Source organism: Sulfurisphaera sp. (assembly GCF_059755235.1).
In genome coordinates, this window is sequence record NZ_DBPRYF010000027.1 from 35,510 (window position 1) to 52,752 (window position 17,243).

The following is a 17,243-nucleotide window of genomic DNA, read 5'->3' on the forward strand; positions in this document are numbered from 1 at the left end:
AATCCTAATATAGAACTAACAATAAGTTTTCCCTCAAATTTAATCATTGTTATTTTGACTAATGGCTGATACAAATTTAAGATAAAGCCCTAAATCACCCAATACTTCAGCTGGAGTTAAATTCTGATATGCGGAGCCTTCTATGTATGCTGTAACTATTATATTTTTATCAGAGAACGTAATATTAGCGGTTGTGTGATTAAAACTTAACACGACAGTATTTCCGTTATCAAAATATATCAATACATAAAGTGAAGCGAACGTTATATTTGGCTTGATTCCAATGATGTATACCCCTTTCTTATCTACGTGAAGTTTAAACTTTACTTTAAAAGAGAAGTTATACAGTGATGAAGAAGTTGTTGTAGTTGGAGAAGTTGTAGATGACTTAGTACTTGTTAAAGTAGGAATAGTTGTTGTAGTAGTTGTAACTACGGTTGACGTATTACTTGTTTCTATTTGAAGCTCACTAATGTTTAGAGGGGTTTGAGCTACAGGCTGTGATGACTTGTGTAAAGCATAATAAAGCTCTATTCCAAGTACAACATTTACAATTAATGTAATTAAAAGTAAACTTATTATTAATGTTTGTCTTTCCATATATCATAGGATTATCAGTTTTCTCATATAAACATTAGTTCCGTTTCATTAGTGAAACGCTAAGCTAATAAACCTTGAAAGTGATTATCTATCGTGAAGAATTTACTTATTCTTCTTTTGTTTGTATTATTATTTCCATTTATAGCTAAAGGATATGCTGTGATTGACGTTTATTATAATGGTACAGTTGTTGCACATATTTATAACGAGAGCGAGTTTACCTTGGTTGGAAATTACGCAGGAGGACTTCACGTAATTGGAAGTAAATATAACTTTACTAATAACCAAGTCGATTTTGAAAACGGAAGTAATGTAACGATTTATTATCAAACTACTCTAAAGGGTGTAGTTAAGGCTCAAGAAAGTTATAATTTTACCCTAAATGTTCTATTACCGTCTAATGTATCAATAAGTTACCTTTCAACTCAACCTTATAGTTTTTCTGCTGTACATAATTTTTATAACATTTCCTTTAGAAACGTGGATAGCGTCCTTATCCTTTATGCAGAGTCAAGCGCAACTATAAAAAATCAGACAGATAATACGGAATTTTACCTGATAGTGGCACTAGTGATAATAGACATAATTCTAATTGGTCTCTTATTGAGGTTTTTGCTTAGTAAGAAGAAAACAACTGAGCAGAAGATGGAGGAAGAGGTTACACCAACTTTGGTTAATGACGTTTTAGATGAAAGGGATAAAGTGGTTTTAGAAGCTATAAAAAACGGGGCTACGACCTTGTCAGAGATAATAAGCAAAACAGGATTACCAAAAGCTACAGCTTATAGAAGAGTTAAGAAATTGGTTGGACTAGGATATGTGGAGGAAGTCAGGGAAAGAGGAAAGGTGTATTATAAATTTAAAAAAGAATAGAAGAGACTAAACTTGTTTTATGTTTCTTCAGAGATGAAAAAAGAACTAAACAGTATAGTATTCTTTTGTTTTCTCTTATCTTGAATAAGTCATATCTTTAAAAAAGAAATAGAAGAGGAATGTAGCTACCAAATATAAACTCCCAGTTATAAAGAAAGGAAATGAAAGGTTCCCTAGAGAGAAAAGATATCCGGTCACCTCTGGTCCCAACGACCTTGGAATGGCATCAAGAAGTTGGAGCATACTATTTACCCTGCTCCTTTCCTCTTCTTTCACCACTTTCATGACGAAAGACGACATTAAAGGTCCACTCAAGTTCATCATAGTATTCCTTAAAACATAAAATATTCCAGCTATTATGGATGTTGGAGAAAAAGGAATTAGAAATAGGAAAATAATTGCCACTAGATGAGTAATGAAGATTGCTCTAATTCTTCCCAAAGCTTCACTAATCTTAGGCGAAAAATATGTCCCTAAAGCGAGAGTAGCCTCTGACATAGTGTAGATTGGAGATAATGAAGGGGCTAAAACCCCAAATCTAAGGTTAAACCACAATGATAACATGGGTAGAAGAATCCCAGCACCTAAACCAATAATTGACTCAGTAGTTAACTTTCCTAAAAGCTTTAACGAGGAAATCCTCAAAGTGATTTTTCCAATCCCTTTATACTTTTCTTTCACGGGGATCAACAGAAGAGTGGACATTAGCACGATAAAGGAGTCTAATGAAATTATTTCCCTATAAGTTAGGATTATTGGTAGTAAAGATCCAACAATAGAGAAAAGTATGTTTAGAGAGCCCCTATAGGCCATTGCCTTATCGAGGTCTTTTGACTTCTCGGCCATTAATGCGGATATCAATCCATATCCTTGGTTCACGAATAGATATGCAAAAGGGGAAAAGAGCAAAAGAGTGAAAGCAATAAAACTTATTCCCTTGGACAAAAGGATAAACTTTTTCCTTCCATAAGCGTCTCCTAAAGAAGACCAAAATAAGGAAAGAAAAGAGCTTATCAGAATCCCTCCTCCTAATATTTCCCCTATAAGTATTGGAGACAGACCAAGGGACTTAAAGTAAATTGCAATAATAATTGTATTTGCTCCCCATACTATGCCTTGAAGCGAGGAGGAAAGAATAAGGAAAAAATTCTCTTTATCCACGAATAGTAAGTTGAATGTGCAGTAAAAAGTGCGACTATTAAGGTTAGAGATAAGGAGATCTTTTTGTTTATTAAGGTGTTCTAGGAAAGTTATCTAATTGGAATTGTGATTCATCAAGGTCAAGATTAGGTCATTCTCCATTGTTTATCTTTCCTTCAGACTCTCTAGAACTCTATAAACAATAAAAACTTTTAAGGATTGATAGCTATAATTAAATTAAATTAGTTTTGAAAAGTTAGGATAGATCAATTAAGTGAGAGTAGTTTCAGTAACATAAGATCTTGAAAAGGAACCTTTGGCTATTATAATTATTTTATAACTAAATCACTGAACTTTTATTCCTAATATAATTACGTAGAGGCTTTAATTATTCAAATTTTAAAATAAAATCCTTTATATCTTTTAAATCACTGTTCTCAATTTCATCAATAAATACTGTTTCCAGTTTAACATGATACTTTAACTCTATCTGCTTAATGAACTCAGTGATATTCCTAAGATTTCTGCTAATCCTTTCTTTTATTATTACAAAAGCTCTCTTTGGTCTTATATCATTATTTAAGACCCTTAAGCTGTTTAATACATTCGTTAGCGCTTTTTGGTATTCTGACACAGATTCCTTGATCTCCACAAGAAAAGCATTCTGCCTAAAAGTAGGGTTTACCTTAAAAATAAAAGATTCGTTGCCCTCTTTATCCTTCAACCCTTTTCTAAAACATAACATATCAGTACCTTGTCCACATAGATAATCTAGTTTTATGCATATATAACTCTGACTTTCCGCACAGATTGCGGTCATTCAAACCTACCTTCAAGCATCTTGTTAATAGTCTCTAAAGATATCGGCCCAATAGTTTTAAGCTCTTCCAATAAACCGTCCTCTGTCACTTTCCTTTCTTCTGCTTTACCATCAACGAGCTCATAGACCTTTACTTTTTCTCTAAGTAAATACGCTATGGTCATAGTCAAATAGCTCCCATGAGTTGTTATAAACAACTTTTTATTGTATCTTGATGAGCGTCTTCCAGCCTCAATTTCAGCGTCTATATGCAGATTTAATTCTGGCTCCTCAATTATCATTCCCCTTACTTTGGGGTTTCTTGCTATACTTTCAATTATTGCAAATTGGTCAATGCTTGGTGAAGGAATAACTTCTTCCCCCTTTAAAAAAACTCTAATCGTCGGAAAGCCATTTTCACCAGTTTCTACTCTAACTTCATGACCAAACACTTCTAATTCGGTTGGCTCAACCCAACGCAAAGCATCCAAACTCAAAGGCTTAAAGGGTGTCTCTCTGAACGGCGAAAAAACGGAATATGATATGAAAGGCTTGAAACTCCTATATGCTATCCTTTCAACACTTATAAAGGCAGTTGGATCCCATCCCATTGAGAAAAGGGCTTTTAAGGCGTAATCTGTAATTATATCATTAGCAAATTCCTTATCCCCATTAATTTCAATTTTTTCAATTTCAACTCCTTCTTCATCTTCAATTATGTGAGGTATGACCCTGTTAACAGTGCTTTCTTTATATTTAATCAATAATTTCAACTCCTTCTTCATTTCCACTTTAACCTTTCTATCTTTTTTCAGGACAACCTTTGCATTGTCGTTTTCAATTACACCCTCATTTTCCCCTACCGTAATTATTTTGTCTATAGGAACACCAAAATGCCTTGTAAGCGCGTATGCTATGAACTTCTCTAACTCCTCTTTTTTAAAGTTAATTTCATATTCATTTTCTCCAGTTGATAAATTCATGTTTATTAATGAGTAATCATGAGGAGTCATTGGTATGTTTACAAGGGAATAAAACGCCGTAGCCAAAAACGTTTTTCCACTGTTGTTAGGCCCAACTATTACTGTTTTATCGCCAATTTTAAGATTTGCCTCTTTTATAGGGCCAATATTTATGATGGTGAGCTTCATAATTAGATTTTCATGTTTTGCCTTAAAAACTTAGAAGAGATTATAAAACAACTTATTTATCTTTCTAGCGCTATAAACTCAAGCTCATTATTTGGGAATTTAATAGGACTAACCATTTCAATCCCTTGGCAAATAGTTTTCATTACTCCATAAGGGTCATTAACTTTAACCCCAGCTAAAATATCAAAATATTCTAACATGTCTTTTAGCATAGGAGTTGAAGGACCAACAAGTATTTTAAACGCTTTCTTTCCCAGCTCAACAAGCCTGTCTACAGACTTATTGATTATTGTGGTTGCAGTTATTATTAATACATCCGCATCTTCAATAACACTATCTGAAGCAGTTGCTGGTAAAATCCCTTCATCAGGGTCTATTAGATTTGGATTAAGCTCAAGAATGATAAATTCTCTAGCCACCTTTTTAAATTTCTCAATATAGGGAAACTTTCCTATCATAACTACTTTTTTCCCTTTCCCAACCTCTAGCCCTACATCTAAACCATTGATATCTTTTCTCACATTCGCTGGCGGATCAATTACAGAATTTATCGCAGCTAAACCAATACCAGCTTCTAGCAAATTCCATGATTTAAGATATTCAGCCAATTGCGAGGTTGTCATCTCCTCAAGTCTGCCAGCGTTCTTTATTTCCTTACCTATATCGTGAGTCATTCCCATTCCACAATACTTTGATAATACACATGTCCAGTGCAAACCAACTGTCACGTTTTCAACTCTATAATCTCTTTCCTTTGCATATGATATCAAAAAATCAATTATCTTTTGCATATTCTTTCCCCTTCACTCTTTCTTAATTCCAACTCCTAATGCCTTTTTCACTTTTAGCAACAAGGAGGGTTTAACAGCAAGAATAAAACCCAATATGCCTCCCAATGCATGTTGAAAGATAATATGGAAGAATAAGAGCCCCCCAGCAAATGGAAAGCCTGCTATGACAACAGGTACTAGGAGTCCATGAGCTATTATCATTGGTACTCCTTGAAGGTATATAAAAAGAATAGATAGAACTGAAGTAATTCCCGCCAATATTCTACCAACCATATTTATTCTTCCGGTTATCCCAGAATATATCAAAATTATGCCTAAAATCCCCATAATAGTTACGGGATAAATAAATGGTATATGAAAATACCCTGTACTTCCTTTAATCAGCATATTGAAATGAACTATATATGCGTAGAAAAAAGTATAAAGTATGAAAATACCATCACCTATGAGCAACCATCTAACGTATTTGTTCATGATAAATATTTCTAGTTAAAAATATTTAAATCTATCCATATAAGAGAACAAAATGAAAATAAGTGAAATAAAAGTAGTAAAAGAGCTCTATATAATAGTTTCGTATCCAAAAGAGGATTATTAAATAAAAAACATGCAATAAAAAAGAGATGAGAAAAATTCTTTTTCTTTTACTTATTTCATTACCGCTTTCCCTACTGGTGGTTTCTTTCCTAAACTCTCAGCAACTACTTCCGCTAAACCGGTGTACCAGGCTGCAATTGCAGTCAATATACCCACATAACCTCCAGCATGAGTTAAAGAAGCATTACCAGTCATGGCACCAGCACCGAGTAAAAAGAACGTTATCCATAACAGCAAAAACGTTACAAATAAACCTAAGTTAGCCTTGAAAGTCCCAAACCACATAACTAAAGTGAAAATGCCAAAAGCTATTAACACGAGACCTATAGACTGTGCTGTAGCACCAGGGAAAAGCCCAGACGCTGTTAAGAAGTACCATTCCCAAAATGCACCATAAGTGAAGAATGCTGTATATCCAAATGTGTTACCAGCCCTCCACTCTAAAATCCCAGCAACTAACTGTGCTAATCCCCCGTAAAAAGCTGCTAGTCCTAATACTGCTGAAGCGCCTTGAGTTAATAGCCCCGCATTAAATGTTGATAGAACTAGTGTTGTTAATGCGAAACCGGATAGACCTAGAGGTGCAGGATTTGCTCTTTTTTGATCTGACATTGTTCTTATTAAAGTAAATAGATGTTTATAAAGTTTATACATTTTGAAATAATCCAAATTGATAGCGGAAAAGTGCAACGTATTTTCCTTTAAGAACTTTCTAATTCAAAGTGAGTGTATTTTACTACATTATGCAGTTTTTATTTATCTAAAAAATTCTCTATGTTAAAACTTTCAGACTAACGTGACTTTAGCAATTAGCAGACTAACTTTAAACATTTTGACGTTGCTCTCATCGATAATTAACTAGGAATATTTAATATTTTACCTAAAACTGATGTACCAAATTTCTGTTGAGAAAGTTATGTCTACATCACATTAAAGATATATCGAAAGGTTTATTTTACCATAAGATAATTTATCATTATGGATTCTCAAAAGGAAGCAATGAGAACTTTAATTACACTCACATTGATGTTAACCCTCATTAATTACGTCGAAACAATGGTAATCCCTGCCATGCCTAAAATAGAAAAGCAGTTTGCGACTACTGCTACAACAGTAGCCTGGATCACATCAGCTTATCTGATTGTTGGTGCCGTAGCTTCTCCAATTTTCGGAAAGCTGGGGGATCGCTATGGAAAAAAGAAAGTTTACTTAATCTCTATAGCTTTTTACTCTCTAGCAGTACTATTAGCTGGTTTCTCGCCAAACATCTACTTCCTAATTGCAGCAAGAGCAATTCAAGGGTTTGGTTATGCAGTTTTCCCATTAGCAATAGCTATTATAACTGACTTGTTTCCTAAGGAGAGAGTTGCATGGGCACAAGGTGTCTTAAGTGCTACATTAGCGGCTGGTCCAGCTCTTGGATTACTTATAGGCTCTTATATTGTCCAAGATCTAGGCTGGCCTTACGCTTTTCATACAGCTTTTATTCTTTCTCTAATACTACTTGGTGTTTCCTCAAAATATATAATTGAAATTCCTTCAAAAACTAAGGAGAAGATCGACTATCTAGGAGCAACGTTTTTATTGCTTACCGTTGTACCCTTTCTAGTTTATTTATCTAACGGACCGAGTGCAGGTTGGACAAATTTACCTCAACTTTCTCTCCTTGTTCTGTCCTTTATCTCTCTTTCCATTTTCATAATAATAGAGAGAAGAGTGAAAGAACCTTTAATGGCTCTTCATCTATTTAAAGTGAGGAACATAATGGTTGCTAACGTTGCTGGTCTAATTTCAGGTTCTGCGATGTTCCTCTTATTTACTGGTCTTATTTATTACCTTCAATTGCCTAAACCATATGGGTTAGGTCTTTCCATAATAGAATCTGGACTATTGATGAGCCCAGTAGCTATAATCATGATGGTAATAGGGCCTATCGTGGGAAGATTGATAAACGTGATAGGACCTAAACCGTTGCTTATTACTGGGTCTTTAGTAAGTATGCTTGGCTATTACCTCCTTGACGTTTTTAGATATAACGAATACGAGATACTAGTTGGAGTAATAGTAACTATTGCTGGCTTAGTAAATTTAATAATACCTTTAGTTAACATGGTCGCTGTTTCGCTACCGGAAGAACAAAGAGGTATTGGAATTGGTATGAATACATTAATAAGGACTATTGGGAGTTCTACTGGTCCAGTAATTTCTACAGTGTTTATGGACTCTTACGTAACATGGGCTGTATATATATTACAAGGTAAGATGTTGCCGATTGCCCAGTTTCCAGCCTACTCAGCATTCCACTACATGTATATGACAGCAATTGGACTTATGTTCTTCAGCCTAATTGTTTCGCTCTTCACAAAGAATTATATCATTAAACAGCAAAAAACAAAGAGACAAGTACTACAAGTCAAAGCATGAGAGTAGAAAAGCAATATGTGTTTTTCCGGTTTTATTATTAACAACCAACAAGAACAAGAAGAATAATAAGCATGCAATATTAGGATTAAACGAAAAGTGACTAATACCTTTTCTTTACATAGTTTAACTTTTAAACCCCTCTAAACGATAAAATTAAGATGTCTGATCAGATTGAGATTGACCTCAAGGACTACAATCAAGGTACATCAAAAGTAACTGATGAATTTTACAATCCTAATATCGCCCCTTTGCCCAAGTCGCAAAAGACGTGGACTTGGGTTAATTACACTACCATTTGGGCAGGTATGATACATAATGTGCCTGCGTTTATGCTAGCTGGTCTCCTAACGTTTGAATTTGGAACGCCCTTAGCATTGTTCATAATAGCTTTCGCATATTCAACGCTTTTGATTGCTCTTTACTTAAATGGGCATATTGGAGCTAAATGGGGGATTCCTTATCCTTCTTCAATAAGACCTATGTTTGGAATTAAAGGCTCAAGAATACCGGTAATAATGAGAGCAATATCTGCATTATTCTGGTTTGCGGTTGAAAGTTATGCTGGTGGCTTAATACTTGATGCAACTATATCAGCATTCTTCCCATCATGGCAGTATATGTCAATGAACTTCTTAGGAATGCCCCTTCATATGACAATTTCGTTTTTCACATTTTGGGTTCTTAACGTTCTAGTCCTTTTCAAAGGAATGAATGAGGTAAAGAATTTCGAACTTATTGCAGGTCCTTTAGTTTTGCTTACCTTAGGAGGTTTATTAGCTTATGCCATAATGCAAGCTCATGGTTTACCTTTAATTAGAGGTTATGAAACACCTACAATCTCAAGTGTAGCTCTTGGTATATCAACAATGGCAGGATTTTGGGCAACTCTAGTGCTGAATATCCCAGATTTTACCAGATTCTCAAGGTCTCAAAAGGATCAACTCGTTGGACAAGCCATCGGATTACCAATCCTTACGCTTTTGTTCAGTTTTGTAGCAGTAGGTCTTACGTCTACGATGATATATTTATATCATATTCCTTCATCGGAAGCACTTCAATACGCTAATCCAGTTAATATAATGTACTTATTCACAAATAATCCCGTGTTAACGTTGGTAACCGGGGTAAGCTTGGTTATTGCCACAATTTCGGTAAACGTTGCAGCGAATATAGTATCTCCAGTTTATGACTTAATTAGCTTGTTTCCTAGAAAATTAGACTGGGGAAAATCTGCATTAATTGCAGCCATAGTTAGTCTATTTTATGTTCCATGGCTGTGGTACAGTAATAGCTCAAGTATTGAGAATGTAATTAATTTGATAGGTGCAGGTTTAGGCTCAGTAGCTGGTGTCATGATAGCACACTATTGGATTTTAGATAAAACTGAAATTAGCCTTATTGATTTATTTAAGCCAAATGGAAAATATTGGTACACTCTTGGTTATAATGTCGAAGGGATTATAGCAATGATTGTTGGATTTCTTGTGCCAGTTTTAGGGTTTCTGATCCCTACTCTGTCATTTTTATACTCATATGGATGGTATCTATCATTCTTTATAAGTATGGGAACGTACTTACTAATTAAGAAACATTAGAAATTATTATATGGAAAATTTATATTTTTCAATATTTTAATAAAATTTAGAATATAAATTAATATAATATATTTAATTTTTCATTGATTATAACTTTGGATTTATCGAATAAAATATTTTATGAAATATTCGGTAAAGCTTGAATTAAGAACCGTTTTGTCCACTGCCATTCTAGTCATGGAGGTTAAATTAAGCATTACATAAACCAGCTCTGTAGAAAACCTTGGTAAAGTACTTATTTAGGAAGATTTCGCTGAATTTATGGTTCAACGTATTATGGTAAAATTACCTAAATTCGTTATGGGATCAGAAGAGTACAAGTTGAACAAACAGGCTGTAACTATATTCAAAAGGGTCCTCCGTCCTTATTGCTCCAAGTTCGCCTAGAAGAAATACAAGCAGTATCAGCCCTTTGTCGTTCTTTTACATGAGATTTGGATAAACAAAAGTTATAGAGATATCATCGAAATAATATCTCCTAACCCCGTATTTGTTGCCCTTTTGTCTCTCTTAGAAATACCTCACTTTGCGACAACGGAAATTTGCGAAAAGGTTCGAAATAAATTTTTTGAGACTGTCTTTAACAAGGTTTTGAAATTTTTGAGAGACTATTGGGAAATATAATATAATTGATAGTCCAAGGGATTTTTCGTTAATTATCATTCATTACGATAAGGGGCTTAACGATTTTGGTACGAAAATAAGGAAGAAGTAAGTTAAAACAACAATAACTGTTGATGATAAATCGCAAATAATCGTTGCATACGACATTCATTTTGGGGAGATTCATGATTCAAAGGAGTTTAAGAAGATACTGAATAGTATAGACAGAGAAATAACTAACAAATTCAAAATCATAATTGGCGGTAAGGGATATAATTAGGAAGAAAGCCACATTACTGCGAAAAAACACGGTCTTTTAGCAATAATACCGGCTAGGAATGAGGATTTACCAATACATGGAACTAAATGGAAAAACAGAAAGAGGATGAAAAGGTACTTGCCAGAAGAGTACAAGAGAAGATCAATAGTCGAAACAGTGCATTTAGTATTAAAGAGGAAGAGCGGGGGTCATTTATTAGGTCAAAGATTTCAGAACCGGTTGAAAAAGAAATTGTGTTAAAGATAATAACATGCAACCTAAGGAGAACAGTAGTTCTAATTAATTCTATCTTTATTTTAATTATTTCAAGGTTTTCTGTAGAGCTTATTTCATGGCAAGCGTTTTAAGAGATCTTCATTAATTAAATATCTAACTTGAACCTCTTGTCATTTTTTGCAAATTTTATAAATGTGTTTATCCATGTTTCTTTTGTTCCAATATCATACCTAATTGCATTGATTTTTGTCCCATAAAGCTCCTTTTCCCTAGCTAGAAGATCAAGTGCATCCGATAATTGATATTCATTATTTTTCCCCGCTTTTATCTTTTGCAGATATTCAAAAATATCTGGGGTTAGAATATAAAGCCCCGATATTCCGAGATTGCTTGGAGCTTTTTCCGGTTCAGGTTTTTCTACTACCTTGTTTATTTTGTAGTATTCGCCTATTTCTTTCTCTACACCTATTATCCCGTAATCCTTGACTTTTTCTTTTTCAACTTCTTCCACCATTATCAATGGTTTTTGTATTTTTTCAAATTTTTCAACAAGCTGTCTCGATGCGGATTTTTCGCTTTTCGATTCATAAATTGTATCTCCAAGAAGAACTAGGAAAGGTTCATCACCTACAAATCCTCTAGCGTATCTTAAAGCATCACCAAGGCCCAAAGGCTTTTTCTGCCTTACAAAATATACGTTAGGAAGGTTCTCTATCCCATATTCCTTAAATTCGTCGTCTAGAGGGTTATGATCAAAGTAATGTATTATTGCATCCTTACGATAACCGGTGATTACGAGAATGTCTTCAATGCCAGCAGAAACAGCCTCTTCAACAACGTAATGTATTACTGGCTTGTCAACTATCGGAAGCATCTCCTTAGGTTGTGCCCTTGTTAAAGGGTAGAGTCTTTTCCCCATTCCCGCGGCTGGTATAACGGCCTTCTTAACTTTTTGGACCAAGTCCAACACCTCTATAAATCCTTATATTTCTTGGGTCAAGGACGCGCCTCAGATCAATTACTACTTTGTTTTCAAGTAATTTCTCATATTCCTTGAATATTGGCCATTCCGTTGCAATTACAACATTTTCATGGTTCTTGATGCACTCTTCCGCTGTATCATATCTATGTGCATTTTCTATTTCTATCTTTACAACAGGATCGTAATATGAAACGCTATACCCGTTCCTAATAAGCTCCTTTATTAAAAGCAATGCTCTTGATTCCCTTATATCATCCGTATTTTCTTTAAAGGCAACTCCAAGAACACATACATCTTTGTTTGTTGCTGTCTCCCTTATTATCTCCATTGCATCCTTGATCCTCGCGTCGTTAACTTCTATAGCTGCTTTCACAACTTTTAATTCTACTCCTAAAGACTCGGCAAAGGAGACAATGGCTCTTGTGTCTTTTGGCAAACACGATCCACCGAATCCTAAACCTGCCTTGAGGTAACTCTCTCCTATCCTTTTGTCTAGTCCCATGCCCTTTGCAACTACTTCAATATCACACCCGGGTATCTTTTCGCACAGTTTTGCGAATTCATTGATGAAGGAAATTTTTACTGCAAGGAATGCGTTGCTTGCATATTTTATTAGCTCGGCAATCTCATTAGTAGTTATTATTATTGGAGTATTTGTAAATTTCCATATACCTGCAACGATTTCAGCATTCTTTCCACCAACAACAACCCTATCCGGATGTAATGTATCGTAAACTGCAGAACCTTCCCTCGTAAATTCAGGGTTTGATATAACGTTAAGCCCAGTTAATTCCATAATTTTCCTTGCTGTTCCCGGGACTACTGTGCTCCTAATAACAAGTATGGCGTCTTTATTAACAGATGCCACTGACTTAGATGCACTCAAGACGTAGCTAAGATCAATTTTATTGTTTATAGTAGGCGTAGGTACAGCAACAAAAACTATATCTCTGTCTTTCAAATCCTCGTAAGAATCAGTAAAGTTAATTTTTGACTTATCTGAAAATAGTATCTCAGCAAGGCCCGGTTCATATATTGGTAATTTCCTGTTCTTCAGCATCTCTATTTTTTCTTTGAGAATATCCATTCCAATAACGTCGTATCCTTGATACGCTAAAACCCCTGCTGTAACAAGGCCTACATAGCCAAGTCCTACAACGCCTATTTTCATATTCTCCCCCTAATCCATTCTATTGTTTTTAATAACCCTTCATCAAGCGATACCTTAGGCTCCCAGTTTAATAGTTTCCTTGCTTTTGTTATGTCGGCAGCTCTTCTTCTTGGATCATCAGGTCTAGCTTTAAGATAAACTATTTTTGATGAACTCTTTGTAAGATCCTTTATTTTGTACGCTAAATCCCTGATCGTTATTTCCTTATCTGATCCAATATTCATTATTTCCCCCGCAAGATTATCGTTCATAAGAAACTTCCACGTGGCCTCAAGCCAATCATCGACGTAGAGAAAACTTCTTGTCTGCAACCCATCCCCATAAATCGTTATATCTTCATTTTTAAGTGCTTGAGAGATAAACCTTGGGATCACTCTTCCATACTGACCGTCAATTCTTATTCTTGGACCGTAAACGTTAAAAGGCCTTTCAATCCTTACATCTAAGCCGTATTCCCTGTAGTATGACAAAGCAAGTGCCTCTGAAAACCTCTTACTTTCATCATAGCATGCACGTATACCCGTAAAGTTGACTTTTCCCCAATAAGTTTCCGGTGTCGGAATTATTTCTGCATCGCCATATGTTTCCGATGAGGACGTGTAAAAAAATATGCCGTTATGTTTTCTTGCCATTTCCAGCATTCTGTATGTCCCTAAAGAGTTTGAGAGCATTGTTTCAACGGGGTATTTAACATAATCATCGGGGGATGGTCTTGCAGCAAGATGAACATAATAATCGTACCTCTCGTCTGTGTAGAAATCTTCAATTCTTTTCTTGATAAATTCAATGTCATCGGGTATGTTTTTTTCGCTCATTGTGCTCATGTCATCGACAACAGTCACATGAAATCCTTCATTCAAAGCCTTTTCAACAAGGTATGATCCAAGGAATCCATTTCCACCTGAAATCAGAATCTTTTCCATGGGAAATATGACGTTTAACAGAATTTAAATATAATGAAATCTTCATGGAAGATCTTAGTTAACTAAAGTTATTTTCTTCTAAGTTGTATCCTTTGTCACTTATAATGATCGTGAATTCACTACTCATTGCATATTCGTATTTTCCTATTTTTATGAGTCTTTTGAATTGTGAATTTCTCCAAAATATACAACAAATAAAACAATCATATCTTGGAAGAAGAATAATAAGAAAATTGAAATTATCTGACATACACGTATTTGGAGACTATTGGTTTTGCTTAAAGAATGGGCATCTAGTGTATATGGTGAAGACTATGTGAAAACAATTAATGCTACAAGGATCAACGTGAATCTCTAAGCTCAAGTAAGTGTAAGAGCAAATACACCAACAATGAAAACATTTGAAGTCGCAGGGTGCAAAGGTTTTCAGACCTCCGATTACATGCCTTTTATCAAGAAGTACTTCCTAGAAACGGTTACATTTCGAGACTCGAAGAAACTGAAGGAATTAATCTCACATTATCTTGAAAACGATGAGGAAAGAAGTGAAATGATTGCTTAAACTAAGGATAAGAGTTACAAGTATTTTACATACAATGATGAAGCAAAAACTGTGTTTAGAAATCTATAATAACACCAGTATCTGTACAACGTGAGAAGGATAAAGATCATAAATAATTTTATATTAATTTTTAATAATGTCAAGAATTTCTTCAGAATTTCATAAACCAAAAATTTTAAATTTATTCCATGCAGTTTGACGTATGCATATTTTTAGAATTGCAACTCCTTCATTCTTATCTGGTGGCGGTGGTGGCGAGCTTAGACCTTATAATGTAGTTAAGTTTCTCTCAAAGAAGGCTAAGATTACTGTAGTCCCCCCTCTTTCTGCTTTGTGTGGGAAAGATGTAAATGAAATAATTAAAGATGTTAGAAGTCTCAACGTAATAGTCCCAGACAAAGCTCAGGAATTGGCTAAAAAATGTAAGAGTTATCCAAAAAATCCGCTTTCATTAGTTAAAATGGAGAGAGACTATTATTCTAATTTTCTAGAAGAAGCTAAAGCCTCAGATATAATTCTTTCCGATCATGCTTCGTATCATCTGGTTAGTGCAATATCTTTGTTGAAAGAGAAATCAACCGCTAAAAGTACAATAGTCTTGCAAGATGGTAACTTAAAATCAATATATAGTTTAAAATACATGATAAAGCTCAGAGGTTTTAATGCTCTTACACTTTTAAAATACTTTAGGAATTCGTATAGCAATTTAATTTTCAAGAAGTATTCCAAAGATGTTGATTTTCTTTTAGCCGTTTCCAAGGCAAGTATAGATGAATTTAAGGAATTGGGGTTAGTAAGAAGGGAAACTCCATGGAGGGTTTTAAAACCAGCATACGCTTTTGAAAAAGAGCTGTTGAATTATTCTTCTTCAGATAAAGAGGATTATGCAATATTTTTTGCTAGGTTGGTGCCAGAAAAAGGGATTTTTGAACTTCCAAAAATTTGGAAGAAAGTGAGAGAGAGAATTCCGAATGCAAAGCTGATCGTTATGGGAAAGTTTTACAATGAAAAAGTAAAGAAAAAGTTTATACAAATGGCAAAAGATGCCGGAATAGAGTATATAGGATATTTGCCTAGGTACTCGCCTAAAGGAGAACTATTAAGGGCTGTTGCTAAAGCAAGACTTTTCGTTTACCCTACACACTTTGATGGGTTCTCAATGGTTACTTTGGAATCTCTAGCTTTAAAAACGCCAGTCGTAGCTTATGACATTCCAGCGATTAGAGAGATTTTTGGAAAATTAAAGGCTGTAAAATTCGTCAAGGAATTTGACGTAAATGATATGGCAAACAGGATTGTCGAATTTTATAACTTAAGGGAGTACGACAATCTTTTTGATGAAGAGTACAAATCATTCATCAACCTTTACTCCTCATGGGAAAATGTGGCTGAAGCAGAATATAATGCATTAGAGGAGTTCCTTGAGATAAAGTAATGCACTTATTTCCTCTTTCTTTTTATACTGAAAAAATAAGTTTACAATTGTGCCATTTGAGGAATAAAGTTTCGCAGAACGAGTGAAAACTTTTCTTGTAACATCAGCAGGGTTTTTATTAGACGGTTACGACTTAAGCGTAATTTCTTTCGCTTCAACTTTTATTTTAAAAGAATTTTCCCTCTCTACAGTTGAGTACGGTCTTTTGCTTTCAGCCTCTCTTATGGGCATGATACCAGGGTCAATAATTTTTGGTTATCTGTCAGATAAACTTGGTAGGAAGAAAAATATTGTGGTTCGATCTATTTTTCTTCCTAATATTTGGTACATTATCCTCACTTTCAAATAACTTCATTGAATTGTTTACTTCACGTCTCCTTTTAGGTGTAGGGATTGGTGGCGATTATCCTATAAGTAGCACTTTCATATCTGAGTTATCACCATCGAAGTCTAGGGGAAAATACTTAACTGGTTCCGTTTCGATGTACTGGATTGGCACTGCGGTCTCTGGTCTAGTAACTCTCTTGTTTTTAAGTCAAGGTCCATACTTCTAGAGATTTGTTTTCCTTATTGGTGCTCTTCTTTCATTGCCAGTCATCTTGTTAAGGCTTCGGCTTGTAGAGTCGCCTAGATGGTTGAAAGCTAAGTCTGGGCAAAAAGAAGAGAAGGAGGTACAAAATAAAGGAGTTTCTTCTGTGAAAGATTTATTTAAGGGAAAACTTCTTAAAATAATGCTTTTCGTAAGCAGTATTTGGTTCCTATTCGATGTTGCATCCTACGGTATAGGTCTTTATTACCCTTATGTTTTAAAAGAGTTTGTGTTTCCATCAAATTATGAGGTAGTCCTAGGAACGTTAGCGATTTCCGGTGGTGCTTTGGCTGGTTATCTAATTGCTGAGTTTATTGTTGATTCTTTAGGTAGAAGAGTGATGTTACTAGTAGGTTTAGGAGGAATGGCTTTGCTTCTTTATTTAGGTGGTTTGGTGAAGATTGTTGGAGCTGGTTTAGTTCCTTATTTTATGTTATTTGTAGGTTTAGAGCAGTGAGGTTCGGGTTGGGAGCTGATTTTTAGGTATTTGTTGGGATTTCTAATTAGGTGTG

Annotated in this window: 16 protein-coding genes and 2 pseudogenes; 8 read left to right on the plus strand and 10 right to left on the minus strand. The window is 34.8% G+C overall.

Annotated features, from left to right (window positions below):
* Positions 1-39: 39 nt before the first annotated feature.
* The gene (locus AC3OCB_RS03620; RefSeq protein WP_498340847.1) at positions 40-600 is read right to left on the minus strand and encodes a hypothetical protein; all 561 of its coding nucleotides are present in this window, start codon (positions 598-600) and stop codon (positions 40-42) included.
* 93 nt (positions 601-693) lie between these two features.
* On the opposite strand from AC3OCB_RS03620, the gene AC3OCB_RS03625 reads away from it, so the two are divergent.
* Entirely contained in the window at positions 694-1,473 is a 780-nt protein-coding gene (locus AC3OCB_RS03625) for a helix-turn-helix transcriptional regulator (RefSeq protein WP_498340848.1), read from the plus strand.
* Positions 1,474-1,548: 75 nt separating this feature from the next.
* On the opposite strand, the gene AC3OCB_RS03630 is transcribed toward AC3OCB_RS03625, so the two are convergent.
* The 6 genes from AC3OCB_RS03630 to AC3OCB_RS03655 all read right to left on the minus strand — a co-directional run bounded on the left by AC3OCB_RS03630 (position 1,549) and on the right by AC3OCB_RS03655 (position 6,563).
* Positions 1,549-2,634: an MFS transporter gene (locus tag AC3OCB_RS03630; protein WP_498340850.1), complete on the minus strand. Its 1,086-nt coding sequence runs from the start codon at positions 2,632-2,634 to the stop codon at positions 1,549-1,551.
* A gap of 367 nt (positions 2,635-3,001) precedes the next feature.
* Positions 3,002-3,433 carry a hypothetical protein gene (locus AC3OCB_RS03635; protein ID WP_498340851.1) on the minus strand — a complete coding sequence of 144 codons (432 nt, stop codon included), beginning with the start codon at positions 3,431-3,433 and terminating at the stop codon, positions 3,002-3,004.
* Positions 3,430-4,563, minus strand: coding sequence for a hypothetical protein (locus AC3OCB_RS03640; protein WP_498340852.1), 1,134 nt, complete (start codon positions 4,561-4,563; stop codon positions 3,430-3,432). The genes AC3OCB_RS03635 and AC3OCB_RS03640 overlap by 4 nt, the downstream gene beginning before the upstream one ends.
* Positions 4,564-4,619: 56 nt before the next feature.
* Positions 4,620-5,354, minus strand: coding sequence for a Rossmann-like domain-containing protein (locus AC3OCB_RS03645; protein WP_498340853.1), 735 nt, complete (start codon positions 5,352-5,354; stop codon positions 4,620-4,622).
* Between the two features lie 12 nt (positions 5,355-5,366).
* Complete coding sequence (locus AC3OCB_RS03650) at positions 5,367-5,828, minus strand: hypothetical protein (RefSeq protein ID WP_498340855.1); 462 nt, start codon at positions 5,826-5,828, stop codon at positions 5,367-5,369.
* Between the two features lie 174 nt (positions 5,829-6,002).
* Complete coding sequence (locus AC3OCB_RS03655) at positions 6,003-6,563, minus strand: acetate uptake transporter (RefSeq protein WP_498340856.1); 561 nt, start codon at positions 6,561-6,563, stop codon at positions 6,003-6,005.
* Positions 6,564-6,929: 366 nt separating this feature from the next.
* Here AC3OCB_RS03655 and AC3OCB_RS03660 point away from each other — a divergent pair, with 366 nt between their 5' ends.
* From AC3OCB_RS03660 to AC3OCB_RS03675, 4 genes are all read left to right on the plus strand, one after another.
* Positions 6,930-8,375 carry an MFS transporter gene (locus AC3OCB_RS03660; protein WP_498340857.1) on the plus strand — a complete coding sequence of 482 codons (1,446 nt, stop codon included), beginning with the start codon at positions 6,930-6,932 and terminating at the stop codon, positions 8,373-8,375.
* 158 nt (positions 8,376-8,533) lie between these two features.
* On the plus strand, positions 8,534-9,970 hold the full coding sequence (locus AC3OCB_RS03665; protein ID WP_498340858.1) for a cytosine permease: 1,437 nt from the start codon (positions 8,534-8,536) through the stop codon (positions 9,968-9,970).
* A 727-nt stretch (positions 9,971-10,697) separates the two neighbouring features.
* On the plus strand, positions 10,698-10,853 hold the full coding sequence (locus tag AC3OCB_RS03670; RefSeq protein WP_498340882.1) for a transposase: 156 nt from the start codon (positions 10,698-10,700) through the stop codon (positions 10,851-10,853).
* An 86-nt stretch (positions 10,854-10,939) separates the two neighbouring features.
* The gene (locus AC3OCB_RS03675) at positions 10,940-11,200 is read left to right on the plus strand and encodes a hypothetical protein (RefSeq protein WP_498340859.1); all 261 of its coding nucleotides are present in this window, start codon (positions 10,940-10,942) and stop codon (positions 11,198-11,200) included.
* A 14-nt stretch (positions 11,201-11,214) separates the two neighbouring features.
* Here AC3OCB_RS03675 and AC3OCB_RS03680 read toward each other — a convergent pair whose 3' ends face one another.
* The 3 genes from AC3OCB_RS03680 to AC3OCB_RS03690 are packed head-to-tail and all read right to left on the minus strand — an operon-like array spanning position 11,215 to position 14,145.
* Positions 11,215-12,030 (minus strand): UTP--glucose-1-phosphate uridylyltransferase, encoded by an 816-nt coding sequence (locus AC3OCB_RS03680; RefSeq protein WP_498340860.1) that lies wholly within the window; start codon positions 12,028-12,030, stop codon positions 11,215-11,217.
* Positions 12,014-13,222 carry a UDP-glucose dehydrogenase family protein gene (locus AC3OCB_RS03685; RefSeq protein WP_498340861.1) on the minus strand — a complete coding sequence of 403 codons (1,209 nt, stop codon included), beginning with the start codon at positions 13,220-13,222 and terminating at the stop codon, positions 12,014-12,016. Before AC3OCB_RS03685 ends, AC3OCB_RS03680 begins: the two co-directional genes overlap by 17 nt.
* Positions 13,219-14,145: an NAD-dependent epimerase/dehydratase family protein gene (locus AC3OCB_RS03690; protein WP_498340862.1), complete on the minus strand. Its 927-nt coding sequence runs from the start codon at positions 14,143-14,145 to the stop codon at positions 13,219-13,221. The genes AC3OCB_RS03685 and AC3OCB_RS03690 overlap by 4 nt, the downstream gene beginning before the upstream one ends.
* 388 nt (positions 14,146-14,533) lie before the next feature.
* Between AC3OCB_RS03690 and AC3OCB_RS03695 the strand changes: the two are divergent.
* The 3 genes and pseudogenes from AC3OCB_RS03695 to AC3OCB_RS03705 form a co-directional block, all read left to right on the plus strand.
* Positions 14,534-14,707 (plus strand): annotated as a pseudogene (locus AC3OCB_RS03695) (glycosyltransferase family protein); the annotation flags it as partial.
* A 202-nt stretch (positions 14,708-14,909) separates the two neighbouring features.
* Positions 14,910-16,142: a glycosyltransferase family 4 protein gene (locus AC3OCB_RS03700; protein ID WP_498340863.1), complete on the plus strand. Its 1,233-nt coding sequence runs from the start codon at positions 14,910-14,912 to the stop codon at positions 16,140-16,142.
* A 151-nt stretch (positions 16,143-16,293) separates the two neighbouring features.
* Positions 16,294-17,188 (plus strand): annotated as a pseudogene (locus tag AC3OCB_RS03705) (MFS transporter); the annotation flags it as partial.
* Positions 17,189-17,243 lie beyond the last annotated feature (55 nt).

Coding starts and splice junctions, on each gene's coding strand:
- AC3OCB_RS03645 (WP_498340853.1), bottom strand. CDS start 5,354: ATGCAAAAGATAATTGATTTTTTGATATCATATGCAAAGGAAAGAGAT.
- AC3OCB_RS03660 (WP_498340857.1), top strand. CDS start 6,930: ATGGATTCTCAAAAGGAAGCAATGAGAACTTTAATTACACTCACATTG.
- AC3OCB_RS03675 (WP_498340859.1), top strand. CDS start 10,940: ATGGAAAAACAGAAAGAGGATGAAAAGGTACTTGCCAGAAGAGTACAA.
- AC3OCB_RS03650 (WP_498340855.1), bottom strand. CDS start 5,828: ATGAACAAATACGTTAGATGGTTGCTCATAGGTGATGGTATTTTCATA.
- AC3OCB_RS03700 (WP_498340863.1), top strand. CDS start 14,910: ATGCATATTTTTAGAATTGCAACTCCTTCATTCTTATCTGGTGGCGGT.
- AC3OCB_RS03665 (WP_498340858.1), top strand. CDS start 8,534: ATGTCTGATCAGATTGAGATTGACCTCAAGGACTACAATCAAGGTACA.
- AC3OCB_RS03690 (WP_498340862.1), bottom strand. CDS start 14,145: ATGGAAAAGATTCTGATTTCAGGTGGAAATGGATTCCTTGGATCATAC.
- AC3OCB_RS03655 (WP_498340856.1), bottom strand. CDS start 6,563: ATGTCAGATCAAAAAAGAGCAAATCCTGCACCTCTAGGTCTATCCGGT.
- AC3OCB_RS03685 (WP_498340861.1), bottom strand. CDS start 13,222: ATGAAAATAGGCGTTGTAGGACTTGGCTATGTAGGCCTTGTTACAGCA.
- AC3OCB_RS03635 (WP_498340851.1), bottom strand. CDS start 3,433: ATGACCGCAATCTGTGCGGAAAGTCAGAGTTATATATGCATAAAACTA.
- AC3OCB_RS03620 (WP_498340847.1), bottom strand. CDS start 600: ATGGAAAGACAAACATTAATAATAAGTTTACTTTTAATTACATTAATT.
- AC3OCB_RS03640 (WP_498340852.1), bottom strand. CDS start 4,563: ATGAAGCTCACCATCATAAATATTGGCCCTATAAAAGAGGCAAATCTT.